This window comes from Herbiconiux sp. SALV-R1 (genome assembly GCF_013113715.1).
Lineage (GTDB): Bacteria > Actinomycetota > Actinomycetes > Actinomycetales > Microbacteriaceae > Herbiconiux.
The window spans coordinates 726,933-745,871 of sequence record NZ_CP053344.1 but is presented as its reverse complement, the minus strand read 5'-3'; the positions used below and the strand labels follow the sequence as shown (position 1 = coordinate 745,871).

Sequence of the window (18,939 nt, the reverse complement as noted above, 5' to 3'; positions counted from 1 at the left end):
GCAGGCGAGCCGACCGTCGTAGGATGGAAGGCTCATGTCTGCCGACTCCCCCCTCCGCATCGTCTTTCCTCCCGAGCTGCCGGTCAGCCAGAAGAAGGACGAGATCGCACGCGCCATCCGCGACCATCAGGTCGTGATCGTCGCCGGCGAGACCGGATCGGGCAAGACGACGCAGCTGCCGAAGATCTGCCTCGAGCTCGGCCGCGAGTCGATCGGGCACACCCAGCCGCGCCGTCTCGCCGCGCGCACCATCGCCGAGCGCATCGCCGAGGAGCTCGGCCAAGAGGTGGGCGGCCTCGTCGGCTACCAGGTGCGCTTCACCGACCGCGCGTCGAAGGCGACGCGCATCAAGCTGATGACCGACGGCATCCTGCTCAACGAGATGAACCACGACCGGATGCTGTCGCGCTACGACACCATCATCATCGACGAGGCGCACGAGCGCAGCCTCAACATCGACTTCCTCCTCGGCTACCTCAAGCAGCTGCTCCCCCGTCGCCCCGACCTCAAGGTCATCATCACGAGCGCGACGATCGACCCCGAGAGCTTCGCCCGTCACTTCGCGGATGCGCAGGGCACGTCAGCACCCATCGTCGAGGTCTCGGGGCGCACCTTCCCGGTCGAGATCAGGTACCGCCCGCTCGCGCCCGAGGCGCCGACCGACGACCCGGACGATCCCGACGAGACGGATGAACGCCGCGACCGGTCGGCCCGTCCCGCCCGCGCGCCCGTCGCCCCCGGCGCCTCCGCTCCCGAACCGAAAGACCTGCTCGAGGCGATCGGCGACGCCCTCGACGAGCTCGCCCGCGAGGCCCCGGGCGATGTGCTCGTGTTCCTCTCGGGGGAGACCGAGATTCGGGATGCGGAGGAGGCCCTCCGAGGTCGTCTCGCCTCGAGCGGCCGCATCGCCGACACCGAGGTGCTCCCTCTCTACGGGCGGCTGAGTGCCGCCGACCAGCACAAGGTGTTTCAGCGCAGCTCGACGCCGGGCATCCGTCGCCGGGTGATCCTCTCGACCAACGTCGCCGAGACGAGCCTCACGGTGCCGGGCATCAAGTACGTGATCGACGCCGGCACCGCGCGCATCAGCCGCTACTCGGTGCGATCGAAGGTGCAGCGCCTGCCGATCGAGGCGATCTCGCAGGCGAGCGCGAACCAGCGTTCGGGCCGTTCGGGCCGCACCAGCGACGGCATCGCCATCCGTCTCTACTCGCAGGAGGACTTCGAGCGGCGGCCGGAGTTCACCGACCCCGAGATCCTCCGCACGAACCTCGCCGCGGTCATCCTGCAGATGATCTCGCTCGACCTCGGCGACATCGCCTCGTTCCCCTTCCTCCAACCGCCTGATTCACGGGGCATCAAGGATGGGCTCGATCTCTTGGCGGAGCTCGGCGCGACGGCCTCGAACCGCGCGACGGTCTCGAACGCTCCCCAACTCACCCGCATCGGCCGCGACCTCGCCCGTCTCCCCATCGAGCCGCGCTTCGCGCGCATGGTCGTGGAGTCGAAGCGCACGAACACCAGCCGTGAGGTGCTCGCTATCGTGGCGGGCCTCACCATCCAAGACCCGCGCGAGCGCCCGCTCGAGAAGCGCGGCCGCGCCGACGAGCTGCACGCCCGCTTCGCCGACCCCACGAGCGACTTCCTCACCCTGCTCAACCTCTGGAACTACCTCGACGAGAAGCAGCGCGAGCTGAGCTCCAGCGCGTTCCGCCGCCTCTGCAAGGCCGAGTTCCTCAACTACCTGCGCATCCGCGAGTGGCAAGACGTCTACCGGCAGCTCCGGCAGCTCGCGAAGCCCCTCGGCCTCACCCTCGGCGAGCCGAGCGTCAACCCCGACGGCATCCACCGCTCCCTGCTCTCCGGGCTGCTCTCGCAGATCGGCCTGCGCGACCAGGCCAAGCGCGACTACCTCGGCGCCCGCCAGACGCGCTTCATGATCTTCCCCGGTTCCACCCTCGCCAAGAAGCAGCCGAGCGCCGTCATGAGCGCCGAGCTCGTCGAGACCAGCCGCCTCTTCGCCCGCATGAACGCGGCGATCGACCCGGCCTGGGCCGAGTCGCTGGCGGGCGACCTGGTGAAGCGCAGCTACTCCGAGCCGCACTGGGAGAAGAAGCAGGGCGCCGCCGTCGCCTACGAACGCGTGACGCTGTTCGGGGTTCCCATCGTGGCGCGCCGGCGCATCCAGTTCGCCCGGGTCGACCCGGAGTACGCCCGCGAACTCTTCATCCGCCACGCCCTGGTCGAGGGCGAGTGGGAGTCGCAGCAGGCCTTCGACCGCGCCAACCGGGCGTTCCGGCGCGAGCTCGAGCAGCTCGAGGAGCGCTCGCGGCGCCGCGACATCCTGCTCGACGACGAGGCGGTGTTCGAGTTCTACCAGGCGCGCATCCCGCGCGACGTGCTCTCGCAGCGCACCTTCGAAGGGTGGTGGAAGAAGGCGCGGCACGACGACCCCGACCTCCTCACCATGACCCTCGAGACCCTGCTGCCCGAGGGCGCCCCCGAGGTCGACGAGACCGAGTTCCCCGCGATGTGGCAGCAGGGCGACCAGCGCCTCGCGCTCAGCTACCGCTTCGAGCCGGGCGCCGACGACGACGGCGTCACCGCGACCGTGCCGCTCGCCCTCCTGCCGCGCCTCGAGGAGCGCGCCTTCGAGTCGCAGGTGCCCGGGTTCCGCCGCGAGCTCGTGGTGGCGCTCATCAGGGTGCTGCCGAAGCGGCTGCGCGTGAACTTCGTGCCCGCCACCGACTGGGCCGGGCGGTTGCTCGACGAGATCCCGGATGCGCAGGGCACGTCAGGCGCCGACGCCCCCGCCTTCCTCGATGCGCTGGCGAAGACGATGACGCGCCTCGCCCATGTGCAGGTCACGGCTGCCGACTTCGAGCGCGATCGTCTGCCCGAGCACCTGCGGGTGACGTTCCGGGTGGTCGACGAGCGCGGGCGCACGGTGGGTGCGGGCAAGGATCTCGCCGCGCTGCAGTCGAAGCTCGCCGACGCGGCCCGCGCGAGCATCGCGCGCGCGTCGGGTGCGGTGGGCGGCGGGTCGGGCGCGGGTCTCGATCCGGCCTCGCGCGTCGCCTCCGCCGGGGCGCGCCGCGGCGCCCCGGCCGGACCCGCCGGCGCAGGTGGCGGCGCCCGCGCAGGTGCAGCGGGCGGCCCGAGTGGCCCGGGTGGCCCGAGCAGCGGCACCGCAGGCACCCCTTCACCCCGCTTCGCCGAACGCACGGGCCTCACCACCTGGGACGTCGGCGACCTCCCCCGCCACGTCGACACCGCCCAGCACGGTGGCGTCATCCGCGCCTACCCGGCCCTCGTCGACCAAAAGACCTCCGTCTCCCTCCGCCTCCTCGCCACCGCCGACGAGCAGCAGCGCACCACCCCGGCCGGTGTGCTGCGCCTGCTGCAGCTCGCGGTACCGAGCCCCGCCTCCTACGTGCGCGACCATCTCACGCAGAACGAGAAGCTCCTTCTCGCCACGAGCCCCTACCAGAACGTGAACGCGCTCTTCGACGATGCGATGCTGGCCTGCGCCGAGGAGGCGCTGCGGGCACTCCACCCCGACGGCCTGGTCTGGAGCGCCGCCGAGTTCGAGGCCGTGCGCGACCGCCTCTCGAAGGCCGTTCTCCCCCTGCTCGACCAGACCATCACGACCGTGGTGCGCATCCTGAGCGGTGTTCGCGACGTGGAGCGCGCCATCAAGTCGGTGACGAGCATGGCCCTGCTGCCCGCGGTCACCGATGCGCGGGAGCAGCTCGCCGCGCTCGTCTTCCCCGGGTTCGTCGCCCGCACCGGGCTGGCCCGCCTCGGCCACCTGCCGCGCTACCTCGCGGGAATCGTCTACCGCCTCGAGAAGCTCTCCGACAACCCGGCGCGCGACCGCGCCTGGATGAACGAGGTGCAGACCGCGACGGCCCGGTACACGGATGCGGGCGGCAGCATCCCCCTCGCACCGCACTCCCCCGAGAACCTGGTGCGGGCCCGCTGGCTGCTCGAGGAACTCCGCATCGGCCTGTTCGCCCAGCCCCTCGGCACCGCCGAACCCGCCTCCCTGCAGCGCATCACGAAGCTCCTCGCCTGAGGCGGTTCGCGGCCGGAGGGCGTACTAGACTCGTTCGGTTATGAGCAGCTACGCCACCCTTCTGAAGACGCGCGGAGTCGCGCGCATCATCGCTGCTCAGCTCACCGCGCGGTTCCCGTTCGGCATGCTGTCGCTGGCGTTCCTGCTGCACATCGAGCACACCTACGAGTCGTACGGGGTGGCGGGTCTCGTGCTCGCCGCGCTCAGCATCGGCCAGGCCATCGCGGGGCCGCTGACGAGCCGGTTGATGGGTGTGTGGGGGATGCGCCCGGTCATCATCAGCACGATGGTCGTCTGCGCCCTCGCCATCACGACGATCGCCCTGTTCCCCATCGGCATCGCCGCCGACATGGTGGTGGCGTTCGTCGCGGGGCTCACGATGCCGCCCATCCAGCCCGCGGTGCGCACGATCTACCCGAAGATGGTGAACTCGCAGCAGCTCACCCCGCTGTTCTCGCTCGACGCCTCGGCGCAGGAGATCATCTGGATCCTCGGCCCCGTCGTCACCACCTTCGTCTCCCTGCAGATCGGCACCCAGTGGGGCATCCTGCTCGCGGTGGCCTTCCTCCTCGGCGGTGGCGTCTGGTTCGTGACGAGCCCTGAGCTCGGGCGGGTGCGCATCCCTCGTTCCAAGCGCAAACTCGGCGTGGTGCTGAAGAAGCCGCCGGTGCTGCTCGCGACCATCGTGGGCTTCCTCCTCGTCGCCGCGTGCGCCGCCATCGAGGCCGGAGTCGTGTCGACGTTCGGCGAGGGCGGTGCGGAAGCGGGCTTCGTGCTCGCGGTCTTCGCGATCGGCTCGCTCGTCGGCGGTCTCGCCCTCGGCCACAAGCCGATCGGGCCCTGGGCGCTGGCGCGCCGCATGGCGATCGTGTTCCTCGGCACCGCGATCGCCGCCGCCTGGCTCAACGTGTGGTGGCTCGCCGTCATGCTCTTCATCGCGGGGATCGGCATCGCTCCCGCCCTCGCGGTGATGTTCGCCATCGTGTCGGCCAGCGTGCGCTTCAGCGACACGGCGGAGGCCTACGGATGGGTCGGCACCGGCCAGCTCATCGGTGCGGCCCTCGGGTCGTCGCTCGCCGGCTTCCTCATCGACGGCATCGGATCGGTGGGCGCGTTCCTCGTGGCGGCGGGGCTGGCGCTGCTCGGGTTCATCGTGCCGTTCGCGGGCAAGCGCTTCCACCCCGATCTACGCGGGCGCGACGCGAGCCCCATCCCCGACACCGAGCCCGTGGGCATGGTCAACTAGCGCCATGGTCGACGCGCTCTCCCCGGTACTCACCCTCAACGACGGCACCCTCATGCCGCAGCTGGGCCTCGGCGTCTACAAGACCAGCGACGACGAAGCGACGGATGCTGTCGCCGTCGCCCTGGAGAACGGTTACCGCCTCATCGACACGGCATCGATGTACCTCAACGAACATGGTGTGGGTGAGGGAGTGCGTCGCAGCGGGGTGCCGCGTGACGAGGTGTTCGTCACCACCAAGGTCTGGCACACCGACAACGGCTACGACTCGACGCTGCGCTCCTTCGACGAGTCGCTCGCGGCGCTCGGGTTCGACTACGTCGACGCGTACCTCATCCACTGGCCCGCGCCGCTGCGCGACCGCTACGTCGACACCTGGCGCGCGCTCGCGGCGCTGAAGGCCGAGGGACGGGTGCGCTCGATCGGCGTCGCGAACTTCCACCCGCAGCACGTCTCGCGGCTCATCGACGAGACCGGGGTGGTGCCGGCCGTGAACCAGGTGGAGCTGCATCCGTGGCTCCCCCAGCACGTGCTGCGCGCCTTCGACGCCGAGCTCGACATCGTCACTCAGGCATGGTCGCCGCTCGCGCGCGGCCACGTGCTCGAGCCGGCGCACGGCGGTTCGGTGCTCGCAAGGCTGGGTGAGAAGCACGGCAAGAGCCCCGCGCAGATCGTGCTGCGCTGGCACGTGCAGAGCGGCATCGCGGTGATTCCGAAGTCGGTGACGCCTGCGCGCATCCGGGAGAACATCGACGTGTTCGACTTCGCGCTCGACTCCGACGACCTCGCCGCCATCGCCGCGCTCGAGACGGGAGAGCGCACGGGGGTCGACCCCGACGACCGCAACTGAGGGGCTGGCGCGCGCCGCGCATCTGGCGTGCCGGTCGAGCCGTCGACTGAGCCGGCTCGCCCTCGCGGCCGCGCATCCGTCGCTCGGCTCACCCCTTAGCTGCGCAGCGCCTGCGTCCCGATCACCGAGAGCAGCTGCAGCTTCTCGTGGCTCTCGCTGCCGGGAACCGCGGTGTACACGAGCAGCATCTGCGAGCTCTCCGCGTCGACGAGGCTCTGGCACGTCAGCTCGAGCTCGCCGAGTTCGGGGTGCACGAAGTGCTTGGTGTCACGCGGCCGCAGGCCGACCTCGTGCAGCGCCCAGGTGGCGCGGAACTCGGGGCTGCGCTCCAGCAGCAGATCGACGAACCCGGCTGCCCGTGAGCCCGGCCCGCGCTTCGTGGCGAGTTCGCGGAGGCCCGCGGTGAACAGACGGGTGAGGAACTCGTGCTCCTCGGGCGCGTACAGCTCGCGGGTGTCGGCACGCGTGAACCACCGGAACCCGAGGCTGCGTTCGGGCCCGGTGTAGCGCGTGAGGTCGCCGGTGAGCGCGACACCGAGCCTGCTCTGCCGCAGCGTCTCGCCCAGCTCGGTGACGATCTCGGCCGGGGTGTCGTCGAGTCGGTCGAGAATGCGCAGCATGCCCGGGCTGATGTGTTCCCCCGCCCCGCCCTGCGCGGGAGGGTTGTGCCCGGCCAGGCGGAACAAGTGGTCGCGTTCGGCGAGCGAGAGGTGCAGACCCTGGGCGATCGAGGCGATCATCTGCTCCGAGGGCTGCGGCCCGCGTTCGCGCTCGAGCCTGGAGTAGTAGTCGGCCGACATGTTGCACAGCACCGCGACCTCTTCACGGCGGAGTCCACTCGTGCGCCGACGCACGCCCTGGGGCAGCCCGACGTCGCTCGGCTGCAGCGACTCGCGGCGCCGGCGGAGGAACTCGGCGAGGCCGGCTCGGTCGATGTCCATCTGGGTGCCCTCTCGTCGCCTCCTTTCTATACGACCCGGCGACGCGCATCCACGGACCGTCGATCCCAGGATGCGGAGGCCCTGAACGCGGGCCTCCTGCGCCGCGAGTATGGAGGCATCGCACCTCGCCACCGCAGCATCACCTCGAAGGAGCCCACCATGCCACGCCCCCACCCCGACCTCACCCTCCCCGACCTCACCGGTCGCCGCGCCCTCGTCACAGGGGCCAGCGACGGCATCGGCCTCGTCATCGCCACCCGCCTCGCGGCCGCGGGTGCGTCGCTCGTGCTGCCGGTGCGCAACCGTGCCAAGGGCGAGCGGGCTGTCGCGACGATTCTCGAGTCGGCTCCGGAGGCGTCGGTCACCCTGCACGACCTCGACCTGTCGTCGCTGGCCTCGGTGGCCGCTCTCGGTGACGAGCTCCGCGCATCCGGAGACCCGATCCACCTGCTCATCAACAACGCAGGGGTCATGACCCCGCCCGACCGGCAGGAGACCGCCGACGGCTTCGAGCTGCAGTTCGGCACCAACCACCTCGGTCACGTCGCCCTCGTCGGCGAACTGCTGCCGCTGCTGCGTGCCGGGCGTGCGCGGGTGACCTCGCAGATCAGCGTCGCCGCGAACTCGGGCGCCGTGAACTGGGACGACCCCAACTGGACGCATTCCTACAACGGCATGCGCGCCTACAGCAGCTCGAAGATCGCCTTCGGCCTCTTCGCGCTCGAGCTCGACCGCCGCAGCCGCGCGGAGGGCTGGGGCATCTCGAGCAACCTCTCCCACCCGGGCGTCGCCCCCACGAGCCTGCTCGCGGCACGGCCCGAGCTCGGTCGCTCGACCGACGCGGCGGGGCGCCGGCTCATCCGCTTCCTGTCTGCGCGGGGCATCCTGGTCGGCACCGTCGACTCGGCAGCCCTCCCCGCCCTCTACGCCGCCACCAGCCCGGATGCGGTCGGCGGCCGCCTCTACGGCCCCCGCGGCCTCGGCCACGTCGGCGGTGCCCCCGCCGAACAGCCCCTCTACTCCCGCCTCACCTCCCCCGCCGACGCCGCCCGCCTCTGGGACCTCTCCCTGCAACTGACGGGGGTGCCCATCCGCTGACGGAGCTTCGTGAGCGCGAGCGCGCCGCCGCCCACCGGCGCTCGATGGAGTCAGAAGTTCGAGCGATTCTGACCGAGGCCGTCGCCGAGGCTGGACTCGTGCGGGCGTGGTTGGCGCTCGCGTCCGAGGTCCGCTCCGTCGGTCGCGTGAGCGGAGACGACGAGGAGCTCGTGCTTCCCGCTCGATCCGCGCCGAGGAGGATCGATTTCTCGTGATTGTGTTCTCTCCGACTTCGAAGACCTCGACATCGACCTCATCAATCCTTGGAACCTGGGCTGACACCCAGTAGCGCGATGAACCGGCGGGGGGGACTTAGTCGAGGCAGGCGACGAGGTTCTCGACGAAGGGTTTCCAGGCGGGGCCGCGGTATTGCTGGGCGACCCAGTTGATGTCCATGACGATGGCGACCTTGCCGCCGCCTTCGACGTCGGAGCCGTTCCAGGCGGCCACGACGGCACGCGACGGGTCGTCCGCCACCCCGACCGTGTTGCGGGGCGCAACCCCGGAGAGGCTGCCCGGCGAACTGGCGAGCAGCTCGTTCACCGCGTTCGGGCTGGTTCGGAGCGACTTCGGCCCGGTGCTCGTGAAGAGCACGTCGTTCCCGTCCTCGCCCGCGAACGCCACGTCGCCGCCGGTGGTCACCCTGTTGATGACCTCGATGCTCGTGTCGGTCGACGAGCAGCAGCCCCACTCGCCGGTGAGGTACACCCCGTTGCCCGCCGCGACGTAGTCGACGAGCCGATCGACTTCCTCGCCGCTCAGCGCGTTCGTGTCGACGTACCAGATCTGCCCGAACCCGGAGAGGTCGTCGGGCATGGTCTCCGCGCGCGCCACTGTGCGACCGAAGGAGGCGAACGCAGCAGCGAGGTCACCCATGTCGGTGCCGTTCCCGGATGCGGTGCGGTCACCTCCTCCGAGCAGCAGCACGTCGCCGCCCGTGGGCCCCTCCTTCGCACAGGCGACCGCCGCCTCGGCGTCGACGACAGGGATCGACCCGGCATAGGGCAGCGGCTTGGTGTCCTTCTCGTCGGTTCGCTTCTTCACCGTCGGGGTGTTGGTTCCGGCCGTCGAGACGATGCAGCTCCCCACCTCCGCTGCCGTGAGCTCAGGGCGGGCGCCGATGACGAGCGCGGCGACACCCGCGACGATGGGCGCCGCCATCGAGGTTCCCGCCATCTGACCGTAGCCGCGGCAGCGGAACCAGCCGAACAGTCCGCATCCGCTCTGAGTGCTTGTGGTGCTCCACACGCCCTCGTCACCGCCGGCGAGTCCGATCCCGTACCCGCCCCCGGCCGACACCTCGACCTCGGGCCCGTAGTTCGAGAACCAGGCAAGGGTGCCGTCGGAGTTGTTGGCGGCGACGGAGATGACGTTGGGCAGGGCCCAGCTCTTGCCCATCGGGCTGTGCACACCGACACCGCAGTTGTTGCCCGCCGACAGCGTCCACACGATGTCGCGGCCGGTTGCGCCGTTGAAGAGGCGGCGGAACATGCCTGCGGCCTCCGACACCTCGGCGTTGAGTTCGTCGTTGAGCGCCTTCGAGACGCACCCGCCTTCCTCGGTGTTCCGCCCGAGACTCATGTTGACGACACGCACCTGATCGGATGCGGCCATCACCGCCGCCGACTCGAAGATCGTCTTGTAGGCGCGAAGCCAGGAGTCCCTGTCGGTGTCCGAGCCCAGCGAGCCGAGCCCGATGCTCGTGACGGGGCAGCCCCATGCCGCCCCGACGACGCCCTTGCCATTCGCGGCGGCGCAGGCGAGACCGGCGACGTGGGTGGCATGCTCGTCGGGCTGCTTCGCGTGGAGGACCGATGCCACATTCAGGTCTTCGTGGTCGTCGGCGACCGTGCCGCCATCGACGATTCCGACCGGCACGTCCGTTCCGGTCGAGGAGTCCCAGGCCTGGGGTGCGCGCACCTGACGCAGGTGCCAGGTGCCCGCCTGCCCGTCGTCGTTCCAGTCGCCCGGCGGCAGCGCCTGATCGCCGATCGGTGCGAGGATCGACCGGCTCACCTCGGCGACCCCTTCGGTCGACGCGATTTGGCCGATGAGTGCGGCCAGGTCGGCGGGCGGCTCGGGCCATCGCAGCTCGTAGACCCCGAGCTCTTCGAACGACGCGGTGACGAGCGCTCCGGTCACCGCGGCGATGCTCTCGGCCTGCCACGCCTGGCCCGGTTCGACGTCGGTGCCCAGCGTGACGAGGAGTTCGTCGGCGAGCGCCGAGCCGCCGGCGACGGTGAGGGTCGCCTCGGCGACCCGGTCGGCCGAGGGCTCGGTGAACGCGTACTCGACCCGGGCAGCCTCGGCGAGCGTGAGCGTCGACACCGAGATGGTCGCGGCGAAGGCGACTCCGCACGTCTCGGCGCGACATCCCGAACCGGTGATGAGCGCATCCGTCTCACCGCTCTCGACCGTGCGCGATGCACTGATCTGCAGTGAACCACCCTCGGTGACGAGTGCTGTGAGCAGGCCGTCGGCGGAGGTCCACGGGTCGATCCGCTCGACCCTGTCGATGCCTTCCGACAGGCCGACGGTCGCAGCAGAGCCTGCGGAGACCGTCACCGCGGCGGAGAGCTCGGCGACCCCGGTCGTGTCGACCCCCACCGAGACAGCGGCACCGATCGCGCCCGAGGCGTCGAGGGCGAACACCGAGTACTGGTAGCCCGAACCGGGCGCCACCGTCTCGTCGACGTAGGAGGTCGCGGCGCGGTCGTCGAGGGTCGCGACCGCCTCGCCCGAGAACGGTGTGGCCGGTGGCGTGCCGTCGGAGGAACGACGGATGCTCACCCCGGCGAACGCGGCATCGGCGGGGTTCTCCCAGGCGAGGCCGACACGGTGCGACTCCGCGACCGCCTGAAGCTTCGACACCGCGAGCGAGCTCTGCAGCCTGAGCGACGCGAGCTGCTTGGCGACGGCGTCGCTGATCGTGCCTGGTCCGCCGAAGAGCACGATCTTCTGCGGCTGCAGACGGATGAGCTCACCGCGCACACTGTCGGGGAGCGATCCGCGGGCGGTGAGCAGTACCGGCGCATCCGAGAGCCCGGCGAAAGGTGCGCCGGAGAGGGCGTCGGGGAACGATTCGCCGCTCGCGACGAAGGCCACCGGGGCACCCGCGGCGATGGAGGAGCCGCTGATGGCGGCCGAGGTGGAGTAGCGGTCGGCACCGGCGAGGCGCGAGACGTCACCGCTCGTGGCGAGCGTGCGGAGTTCGTCGGCCACAGCGTCGCTGATGGTGCCTGCACCGCCGAACAGCACGATGCGGGTCGGCTTCAGCCGCTGCAGCTCGGCCCGCACACTGCCCGGGAGGGAGTCGCGAGCGGTCAGGAGCACGGGGGCGCCTGCACTACCCGCGATGGGCGCACCGGAGAGTGCGTCGGGGAACGACTCGCCGCTCGCGACGAACACCGTCGGCACACCCTGCTCCGTGCTCGCCTTGCTGATCGCCGCCGAGGTGGAGAACCGATCCGTTCCGGCGAGACGGTCGACCTCGCCCGTCGCGGCAAGGCCCTGGAGCTCGTCGGCGACGCGAGCGCTGATGGTGCCGGTGCCTCCGAACACGACGATGCGTTGCGGCTCGAGGCGTCGGATCTCGGCACGCACGGCGTCGGGAAGGCTGTCGCGAGCGGTCAGGAGCACCGCGGACCTCTCGGCACCGGCGAGCGGCGCGCCGGCGAGCGCGTCGGGAAAGCTCTCCCCACTGGCGATGAAGAGGGTCTCGACGCCGGGCTCGACGCTCGCGGCACTGATGGCGGCGGAGGTGCCGAAGCGGTCGTCGCCTGCGATGCGCTCGACGGGAAGCAGCGCCTGGGCGTCGACGGTGGTCACCGGGGCGGCCGAGACCGCTGCGGATGCGGCACCGCCGGTCGCCGAGATCAGTCCGGTTGCGAGCAGCACCGCTGCGCCCCCGGCCATCCACGCCCGACCCGACCGCCGCGGAAACCGACCCGCGACCCTGCTCACGACACGACGCGGCATTGCACTCTCCCCCGTGTGCGCCGTCTTTCGCGCGCACAATCGACAACCGTAGTGACAACCTCACCTGGCACTCAACAGACCAGCTGCCCCCAGAAGGGGGCGGAACCTCTGAGGGCTCAGTCGCAGGCGATGCCGTCGCCGTCGCGGTCGAGGTCGTAGATGTCGGTGCCGATGACCTGGACAGGGCCCTGCACGTAGGAGGGGCCGTTGCCGCTGCCACCGGCGCAGTCGACGTCGGAGTCGATGGGGACGCAGGCCCCGGCGTAGTTGGGGTCGCAGCCGCCGCCGGGGACGGCAGCCTCGGGCTCAGGCTCGGGAGCGGGCGGGGGTGGGGGCTGGCGGGTGCCGATGGCGGTGACCTCGTCGATCGGGGCGACGGTGATCGTCTCGGAGACGAGGCGGCGGGCGGTTTCGACGCCGTCGACGACGGTGAGCTCCCAGCGGGTGACCATCTCGCCAGGGACTCCGGCGGTGACGACGATGTTCGTGCCGACGTCGACAGTCGGGTCTTCGTAGGTCGAGGAGCCGTGGGCGATGGCCTCGGGGACGTCGACCATGACGAGAGACGGGGCAGCCTTAGGGGTCGGGGTCGGCTTCGGAGTCGCGGTCGGCTTCGGGGTCGCGGTGGGTTTCGACGCCGGTGCCGACGTCGACTCCGAGTTCTGGCTCGTGCCGCTCTCCGCACTGAGCGTCGTGTCGTCGCCCTGCCCGCTCGCCAGTTCGGTGGCGACCGGACGCGGTGCCACCAGCGCACCTAGCAGCAGGACCGCAACGGAGATGCCGAGCGCCGCACCGCCCGCACCCTTCGTGCGGGGGAGGTTGAGCCACCCCGCCCGCCGGGTCGCGAGGGTGTAGATGCCGGCTCCGATGCCGAACAGGGCCAGCACGACGAGGAAGCCGCCGAAGCCGGTGCGGGTCGCGCCGATGAGGGCGAGCAGCACGGCGATCGCCGCGACGATCCAGGTGGTGAGGCTCGGGCGCCACCGCTTCGTCGTCCGCGCTCGCCGAGCATCCGGTGTCGGCAGGGGCGCGAACTCCGTGTTCGAGTTCTGGGCCCAGGCTGTGGTGAATTCGGTCCAGCGGGTGCCGTCCCACCAGCGCTGCTGGCGCGGGTCGTTCGGGTCGGCGTACCAGCCGGGGGCGGCGGGAGGAGTCGTCATCGGGTCGTCGCATTCGGGTCGGGGTCGCCACTACGGGCGGCACACCGAAGGCTACGACTGTCGACCAGTGCTCAGACAGCCCCGTTTTCGGGGGTCTTGCGACCACGAGGAGCTGTCTCCGCTCCCCCGCCCGCCCCGGTAGCGGATCCCCCACCGAGCGAGAGCGTCGCGGCGAAGCCGATCGCGAGGAATCCCGCGGCGGCGAACGCCGAGTACTTGGTGCCATCGGAGAACGCGATCTTCGCATCCTCCACGGTGTCGGCCATCGACGGATCCTTCTCGAGCCCTGCGATGGCCGCGCCCGAGCTGTCGACGACCTGGGTCACCACCTGGTCGCGGGTCGCATCCGGAACCCCTCGGTCAGCAAGTCGCGCGTCGAGCTGCGCGCCCGCCGTGGTGAAGAGCACGGTACCCAGGATGGCGATGCCGAGCGCCGACCCGATCTGCCGTGCCGTGCTCTGCGTGCCCGAGCCCTGACCGCTCTGCTCGAGGGGAACATCCTTCAGCACGACGCCCGTGAGCTGCGCGGTGGCGAGGCCCACGCCGAAGCCGTAGACGAAGAGGAACGGGATGAGGAGCCCCCAGGCGGTGTCGGGCCCGATCACGAAGCCGAGGCCCGCGACACCCACGATCTCGGCGGCGAGGCCGACCCGCACGATGACGACGGGGCGGATGCGGTTGCCGAACGCGCCGGCGAAACCGGAGGCGACGAATGATCCGATGGCGAGGGCAAGCAGGATGAAGCCCGTCTGCAGCGCGTCGAAGCCGAGCACGTTCTGGAGCCACAGCGGCAGCGAGAGGATGATGCCGAACTCGCCGAGCGACACGATCATCGCGGCGATGTTGCCGTTGCGGAAGCTCGGGATGCCGAACAGCTCGAACGGCAGCATCGTGCTCTCGCCCCGGCGCATGCGGCGGCGGCCCCAGAGCACGAACGCGACCCCCGCCACGACGGCGAGCGCGAAGGCGAAGGGGATGGGCGAGATGTCGAAGGGCCAGGTCCAGTCGCCGAGCGACGGGGCGGTGTCGGTGAGCCACCAGCCGTAGATGCGGCCCTCGATGAGGGCGAAGACGAGGCTGGCGCTGGCGACGACGGAGAGCAGGGCGCCGACGACGTCGATGCGGCTCGGGGCGCCGAGAGTGCTGCCCGAGCCGGATGCTCCCGCACGCGCATCCGCTTCTCGCGACTCGCGCACGAACAGCAGCACGCCCACCACGATGACGACGCCGAGCGGAATGTTGATGCCGAACGCCCACCGCCACGAGAAGTAGGTGGTGAGCCAGCCGCCGAGCAGCGGGCCGACGGCCGTCATGCCCCCGATGGTGGAGCCCCAGATGGCGAAGGCGAGCGCGCGCTCGCGACCGCGGAAGGTGGCGTTGATGAGGGAGAGGGTGGTGGGCAGCACCATCGCGCCGCCGATGCCCTGCACCACGCGGGCGCCGATGAGGAGGTCTCCGCTCGGTGCGGTGGCGGCGAGGATGCTCGCCCCGGCGAACACGATGACGCCGAGTACCAGCATGCGCCGTCGTCCGAACCGGTCGGCGAGTGTGCCGAAGACGAGGAGCAGGGCGGCGAAGACGAGGGTGTACGACTCCTGCACCCACTGCACCTGGGTGGAATCTATCCCCAGATCGTCGATGATCGAGGGGATCGCGACGTTGACGATGGTGGAGTCGACGATGATGAGAGCCACCGCCAAGCTGATGAAGACCAGTCCGAACCACCGGGTGCGTGCTGACATGCCGTCGACCTTCTCTCGATCGCGCTCTTCGATTTCGCTAATCAGCTTAGCGATCTCCGCCCTGCGCGACACGGTGGGATTCTTGCTCTCATGGGGAGTTATCAGCGAAGTGCATCTCTGCCGAAACTGGCGTCCGTCGTGGCCGTCACCGCCTCGGTTCTGGTCGTCGCCGGCTGCACGGGCGCGGGCACGGGCTCGCCCGCTGTCGACTCGACACTCACACCGAACGCGTCAGCGATGCCCGACGCGGCCTGCGAACCCGCGCAGACTCCCGCTGCCGGGCAGTCTTCGGGCGATGCCGAGTTCGTCACGCCCGCCGCCCTGTGCGAGCTCGACGGGCGTGCCTGGCGTTCGACGGGCTTCACGTTCATCACGAACTCCACCGACTGGGGCGACGCCACGACCCCCGAGTGCGACGCGGCCCGCGTCGACGCCTACTGGTTCAACCGCGAGCGTGTGCAGGAGACCATCACCACGATCGATCTGGAGTCGGACGCGACCGACGACGCGCGCTCGCTCGGGATCGTGGGCGTCGCCGTGATGCCCGTCCCCGACCCCGACGAGATCCCGCGACCGACCGAGGTCGCCGACGCCGACGACATCGTGCCGCCGGCCACTCCGGCCGACGCCGTAGCCCTCGTCGACGCCGAAGTGGCCGCCTGCCTGCCCGGCTCGACACAGACCGCCCAGGAGCACGGCCCGTGGCGCGGCGTGCGCGGCTCGCAGTCGGGCGACGACGGCGAGGTGCTGCGCTGGTGGGTCGCCGGCGACACCTCGTGGGCGTGGGTGGAGGCCTATATCTCGAACACCCTCTCCGCCGACGAGGCAGCCGAGCTCGAGGACGCCCTCGACACCGTGCTCGACGCGCAGGCCGAACTGATCGGGGCGTGAGTTCGGGCCGCCGGCCGGGGGCGCGTGTGGCCCACGCCGCGCGGGTCAGAGTGTACGGCCGCCGTCGACGGTGAGCACCTGTCCGGTCATGAAGGCCGAGGCAGGGGTCAGGAGGAAGCGCACCACGTCGGCGATCTCGTCGAGGGAAGGGCGTCGTCGCAGAGCGATCTGCTCGAGGTCGCGCAGCTCGTCGGTCTCGGCGGCATCCGGCGCGGCGGTGTCGGCCGCGGCCCACAGCTCTCGGATGCGCTCCGTCGGCACGGTCCCCGGCGCGACCACGTTGGCCCGGATGCCCGCCGGCCCGACGTCGCGCGCGAGGTACTTCGTGTACATGACGACGGCGGCCTTGCTCACCCCGTAGTGCGCGTAGGCTCCGTCGGCGGTGGGAGCCACCCCGTTGATCGACGACATCGTCACGATCGACCCTCCCCCGGCTTGGCGCATTCCGGGAACCACCGCCACGCAGGAGTTCACGGCGGTCACGAGATTGCGTTGCAGCGCGGTCGCGAGCGCGTCCGGGTCGAGCTCGCCCGCCTTGTTGCCGTGCAGCGAGCCCGACCCTCCTCCGGCATTGCAGACCAGCCCGCGAACCGGAGCCCCGAAGTCGGACGCGATGCGCGCGAACGTCTCCCGAACCGCATCCGCCTCGGTGAGGTCGACTTCGTACCCGCGGCTGTCGTGCCCCGCCCGCCGCAGCTCCTCGTCGGTGGTGTCGGCGGTCATCGCCGCCGCCTCACCCTCGAACGCTCGGTACGAGTGCAGATCGAGATCGACGACCGCGACGCGCAGACCGAGGCCTCCTCCGGCGAGCACGTGCGCGATGTGCCGCCCGAGCCCCCGCGCCGCCCCCGTGACCACCACGACGTCCCCCGCGCCGGGAGCGGCGGCCTGAAAGTCCCTCACCACGCTCACCCCTCCCACGTCCACGACACGAGCGTGCCCGGGTACCCGAGGGTCACCCAGACGCGTCCGTGAGCCACGCACACGTTCGTGGGGTCGCTCCCCGCACCGAGCGGCACCCGCTCGAGCACCTGCCCGGAGAGGTCGAGCACCTGCACCTCGTCGCCACGACTCCCGGTGACGATCAGCCTGTCGCCCGCGATGATCATCCCGTCGGGCGCCATGTGCTCGTCGAGCACCGCCCAGTCCTCGGCCGGGTCGAAGCCGCCGTCGGGCCGCCGCGCGAAGCGCACGACGCGGTTCGCGTAGGAGAGCCCGACGAGCAGCGACCCGTCGGGGTGGAAGGCCAGCCCGTTGCAGAAGCCGTCGGCGGTGGCGACGACCCGGGCACGCCCATCCGGGGTCACCGCGTAGATGCGCCCGGTCTCGAACCGTTCGAAGTCGGGGATGACCTCCCAGTTGCGCGGGTCGGTGAAGTAGACGGTTCCGTCGGCGTCGAACACGAGGTCGTTGGGCCGGAGCGGCCCATCGCCGAAGTCACCGGAGGCGGCGACGAGGTCGAGCCCCACGATGTACTCCGCCCACTCCCCGGTGGCGACGTCGACCCGATGCACCGCACCCGGATGCTGCGGCTCGGCGAACCGCAGCGTCCCGTCGGGCATCGGCCACACCCCGCCGTTGTTGGCCACGTAGAGCGCCCCGTCGGGCCCGAGCCTGAGCCCGTTCGGCGAACCGGGGAACTCGGCGACGGTCTCCACTCCCCCGCCGACCGGGTCGTAGTAGCGGAGGTTGCGGTCGCGCAGGTCGACGAACGCGATGCGCCCGTCGACCAGCTCGACCGGTCCTTCCGGAAAGCCGAGGCCCTCCAGATGGGTGGTGATCTCGGGCATCGTCACTCGGCGCCCGCGACGTTGCCGAACTTCTGCAGGATGCCGGTGTCGTAGAGGTACGTCGAGCTCTCGGGCAGCTCGGGCATCTCGATGAGCGTGTCGGTGCCGGCCTCGAAGTAGGTGTCGACGTTGTCCTTCTCGAGGATGACCATCGGCGGGCTGGTGAGCTCGGGGATGTCGGCGCCGGCCGCGGTGGCGGCGGCCATCGAGAGCAGGAACTCGCCCCAGTAGGCGAAGAAGCCCATCTGCTCGGTCACCCAGACGTCACCCTCGCGGATGTTCTTGAGCGCATCCGTGCTTCCGCCGTAGCCCGAGACCATGGCCTGCTCGGTGCGGCCCTGGTTGTCGAGGGCGCGGAGCACACCGACCGTGGTGTCGTCGCTCACGGTGTAGATGACGACGTTGCGGTCTTTCGGGATGGTCTGCAGCGCCTGGAGCGTGGCGTCGTAGCCCGAGTCGATGGTGAGACCGAGGTCGCCCTGCAGTCCTTCGTCGGGGGTGATGACGGTGGTGGTGGGCTGGATGTCTTCACTCGACACCTTCGTCATGCCGGGCACGAGCTCCGAGAGCTTCGCGTAGAACGCGGTGGCGGCGATGTTCACCGAAGCACCGAGCTCGGAGGCCTGGCCGATGACGACCGTCGTGTTCGACGCATCCCAGCCCCGGTCGGCCATCTGCGCGGCCATCGCCTCGGCGCCGAGCCCGGAGAGGTAGGGCTGGTCGAAGTTGAACAGCGGACAGCCCTCGACGGGCACGTTCACCGCGATGCACGGGATGCCGGCGTCGGTGAACTTCTGGCCCACGCGGGTGGTGGCGTCGGCGACCGAGGGGAACTCGATGATGACGTCGGGGTCGGAGGCCACCATGAGGTCGGCGTTGCTCAGCATGGTGGTGGCGTCGCCGGCGTTGTCGTAGACCTCGACTGTCGCGCCGAGCTCTTCTGCCTGCTTCACGAAGGTGTCGGCCTGGTTGACGTAGACCTCGGCGGCCGAAGTCGGGATGGCGAAGGCGAAGGTGAGGCCGGTGAGGTCACCGCTCGCGAGTGCCGAGTCGGTTGCTGCGGAGTCTCCGCCGGTGCCGCTGCTGCAGCCTGCCGTGACGAGGCCGGCGACGGCGATGACGGAGACGGCGGTGAGACGGAATGCGTGTCGTTTCATGGTGCGCCTTT

The 18,939-nt window shown here is 70.6% G+C and carries 13 protein-coding genes; 6 read left to right on the top strand and 7 right to left on the bottom strand.

Going from position 1 to position 18,939, the window contains the following annotated elements:
- Window positions 1–34: 34 nt before the first annotated feature.
- The 3 genes from hrpA to HL652_RS03645 are packed head-to-tail and all read left to right on the top strand — an operon-like array spanning window position 35 to window position 6,171.
- A complete protein-coding gene (gene hrpA / locus HL652_RS03655; RefSeq protein WP_171704037.1) occupies window positions 35–4,078 on the top strand; it encodes an ATP-dependent RNA helicase HrpA in 4,044 nt (1,347 codons plus the stop codon).
- 40 nt (window positions 4,079–4,118) lie between these two features.
- Window positions 4,119–5,324 carry an MFS transporter gene (locus HL652_RS03650; RefSeq protein WP_171704036.1) on the top strand — a complete coding sequence of 402 codons (1,206 nt, stop codon included), beginning with the start codon at window positions 4,119–4,121 and terminating at the stop codon, window positions 5,322–5,324.
- A 4-nt stretch (window positions 5,325–5,328) separates the two neighbouring features.
- On the top strand, window positions 5,329–6,171 hold the full coding sequence (locus tag HL652_RS03645) for an aldo/keto reductase (protein ID WP_171704035.1): 843 nt from the start codon (window positions 5,329–5,331) through the stop codon (window positions 6,169–6,171).
- A 95-nt stretch (window positions 6,172–6,266) separates the two neighbouring features.
- Here the strand turns inward: HL652_RS03645 and HL652_RS03640 are convergent, their stop codons facing one another.
- Window positions 6,267–7,112, bottom strand: a complete 846-nt coding sequence (locus tag HL652_RS03640; RefSeq protein ID WP_171704034.1) for a helix-turn-helix transcriptional regulator — start codon at window positions 7,110–7,112, stop codon at window positions 6,267–6,269.
- 159 nt (window positions 7,113–7,271) lie between these two features.
- Here HL652_RS03640 and HL652_RS03635 point away from each other — a divergent pair, with 159 nt between their 5' ends.
- Both HL652_RS03635 and HL652_RS22015 read left to right on the top strand, forming a co-directional pair.
- Complete coding sequence (locus HL652_RS03635; RefSeq protein WP_171704033.1) at window positions 7,272–8,210, top strand: SDR family oxidoreductase; 939 nt, start codon at window positions 7,272–7,274, stop codon at window positions 8,208–8,210.
- A gap of 44 nt (window positions 8,211–8,254) precedes the next feature.
- Window positions 8,255–8,425, top strand: a complete 171-nt coding sequence (locus HL652_RS22015) for a hypothetical protein (RefSeq protein ID WP_371743566.1) — start codon at window positions 8,255–8,257, stop codon at window positions 8,423–8,425.
- A gap of 97 nt (window positions 8,426–8,522) precedes the next feature.
- Here HL652_RS22015 and HL652_RS03630 read toward each other — a convergent pair whose 3' ends face one another.
- The 3 genes from HL652_RS03630 to HL652_RS03615 all read right to left on the bottom strand — a co-directional run bounded on the left by HL652_RS03630 (window position 8,523) and on the right by HL652_RS03615 (window position 15,090).
- A complete protein-coding gene (locus HL652_RS03630; protein ID WP_171704032.1) occupies window positions 8,523–12,125 on the bottom strand; it encodes a cell wall-binding repeat-containing protein in 3,603 nt (1,200 codons plus the stop codon).
- 179 nt (window positions 12,126–12,304) lie between these two features.
- Window positions 12,305–13,348, bottom strand: a complete 1,044-nt coding sequence (locus HL652_RS21460) for a G5 domain-containing protein (RefSeq protein WP_216603992.1) — start codon at window positions 13,346–13,348, stop codon at window positions 12,305–12,307.
- Between the two features lie 71 nt (window positions 13,349–13,419).
- Window positions 13,420–15,090, bottom strand: coding sequence for an MFS transporter (locus HL652_RS03615; protein ID WP_171704031.1), 1,671 nt, complete (start codon window positions 15,088–15,090; stop codon window positions 13,420–13,422).
- Window positions 15,091–15,228: 138 nt separating this feature from the next.
- On the opposite strand from HL652_RS03615, the gene HL652_RS03610 reads away from it, so the two are divergent.
- Window positions 15,229–15,981, top strand: a complete 753-nt coding sequence (locus HL652_RS03610; protein WP_171704030.1) for a hypothetical protein — start codon at window positions 15,229–15,231, stop codon at window positions 15,979–15,981.
- Between the two features lie 45 nt (window positions 15,982–16,026).
- Here the strand turns inward: HL652_RS03610 and HL652_RS03605 are convergent, their stop codons facing one another.
- Genes HL652_RS03605 through HL652_RS03595 form a run of 3 tightly spaced genes read right to left on the bottom strand, consistent with a single transcriptional unit; the run spans window position 16,027 to window position 18,928 of the window.
- Complete coding sequence (locus HL652_RS03605; protein WP_171704029.1) at window positions 16,027–16,887, bottom strand: SDR family NAD(P)-dependent oxidoreductase; 861 nt, start codon at window positions 16,885–16,887, stop codon at window positions 16,027–16,029.
- 2 nt (window positions 16,888–16,889) lie between these two features.
- The gene (locus HL652_RS03600) at window positions 16,890–17,771 is read right to left on the bottom strand and encodes an SMP-30/gluconolactonase/LRE family protein (protein ID WP_171704028.1); all 882 of its coding nucleotides are present in this window, start codon (window positions 17,769–17,771) and stop codon (window positions 16,890–16,892) included.
- Between the two features lie 2 nt (window positions 17,772–17,773).
- Entirely contained in the window at window positions 17,774–18,928 is a 1,155-nt protein-coding gene (locus HL652_RS03595) for a sugar ABC transporter substrate-binding protein (RefSeq protein WP_171704027.1), read from the bottom strand.
- Window positions 18,929–18,939 lie beyond the last annotated feature (11 nt).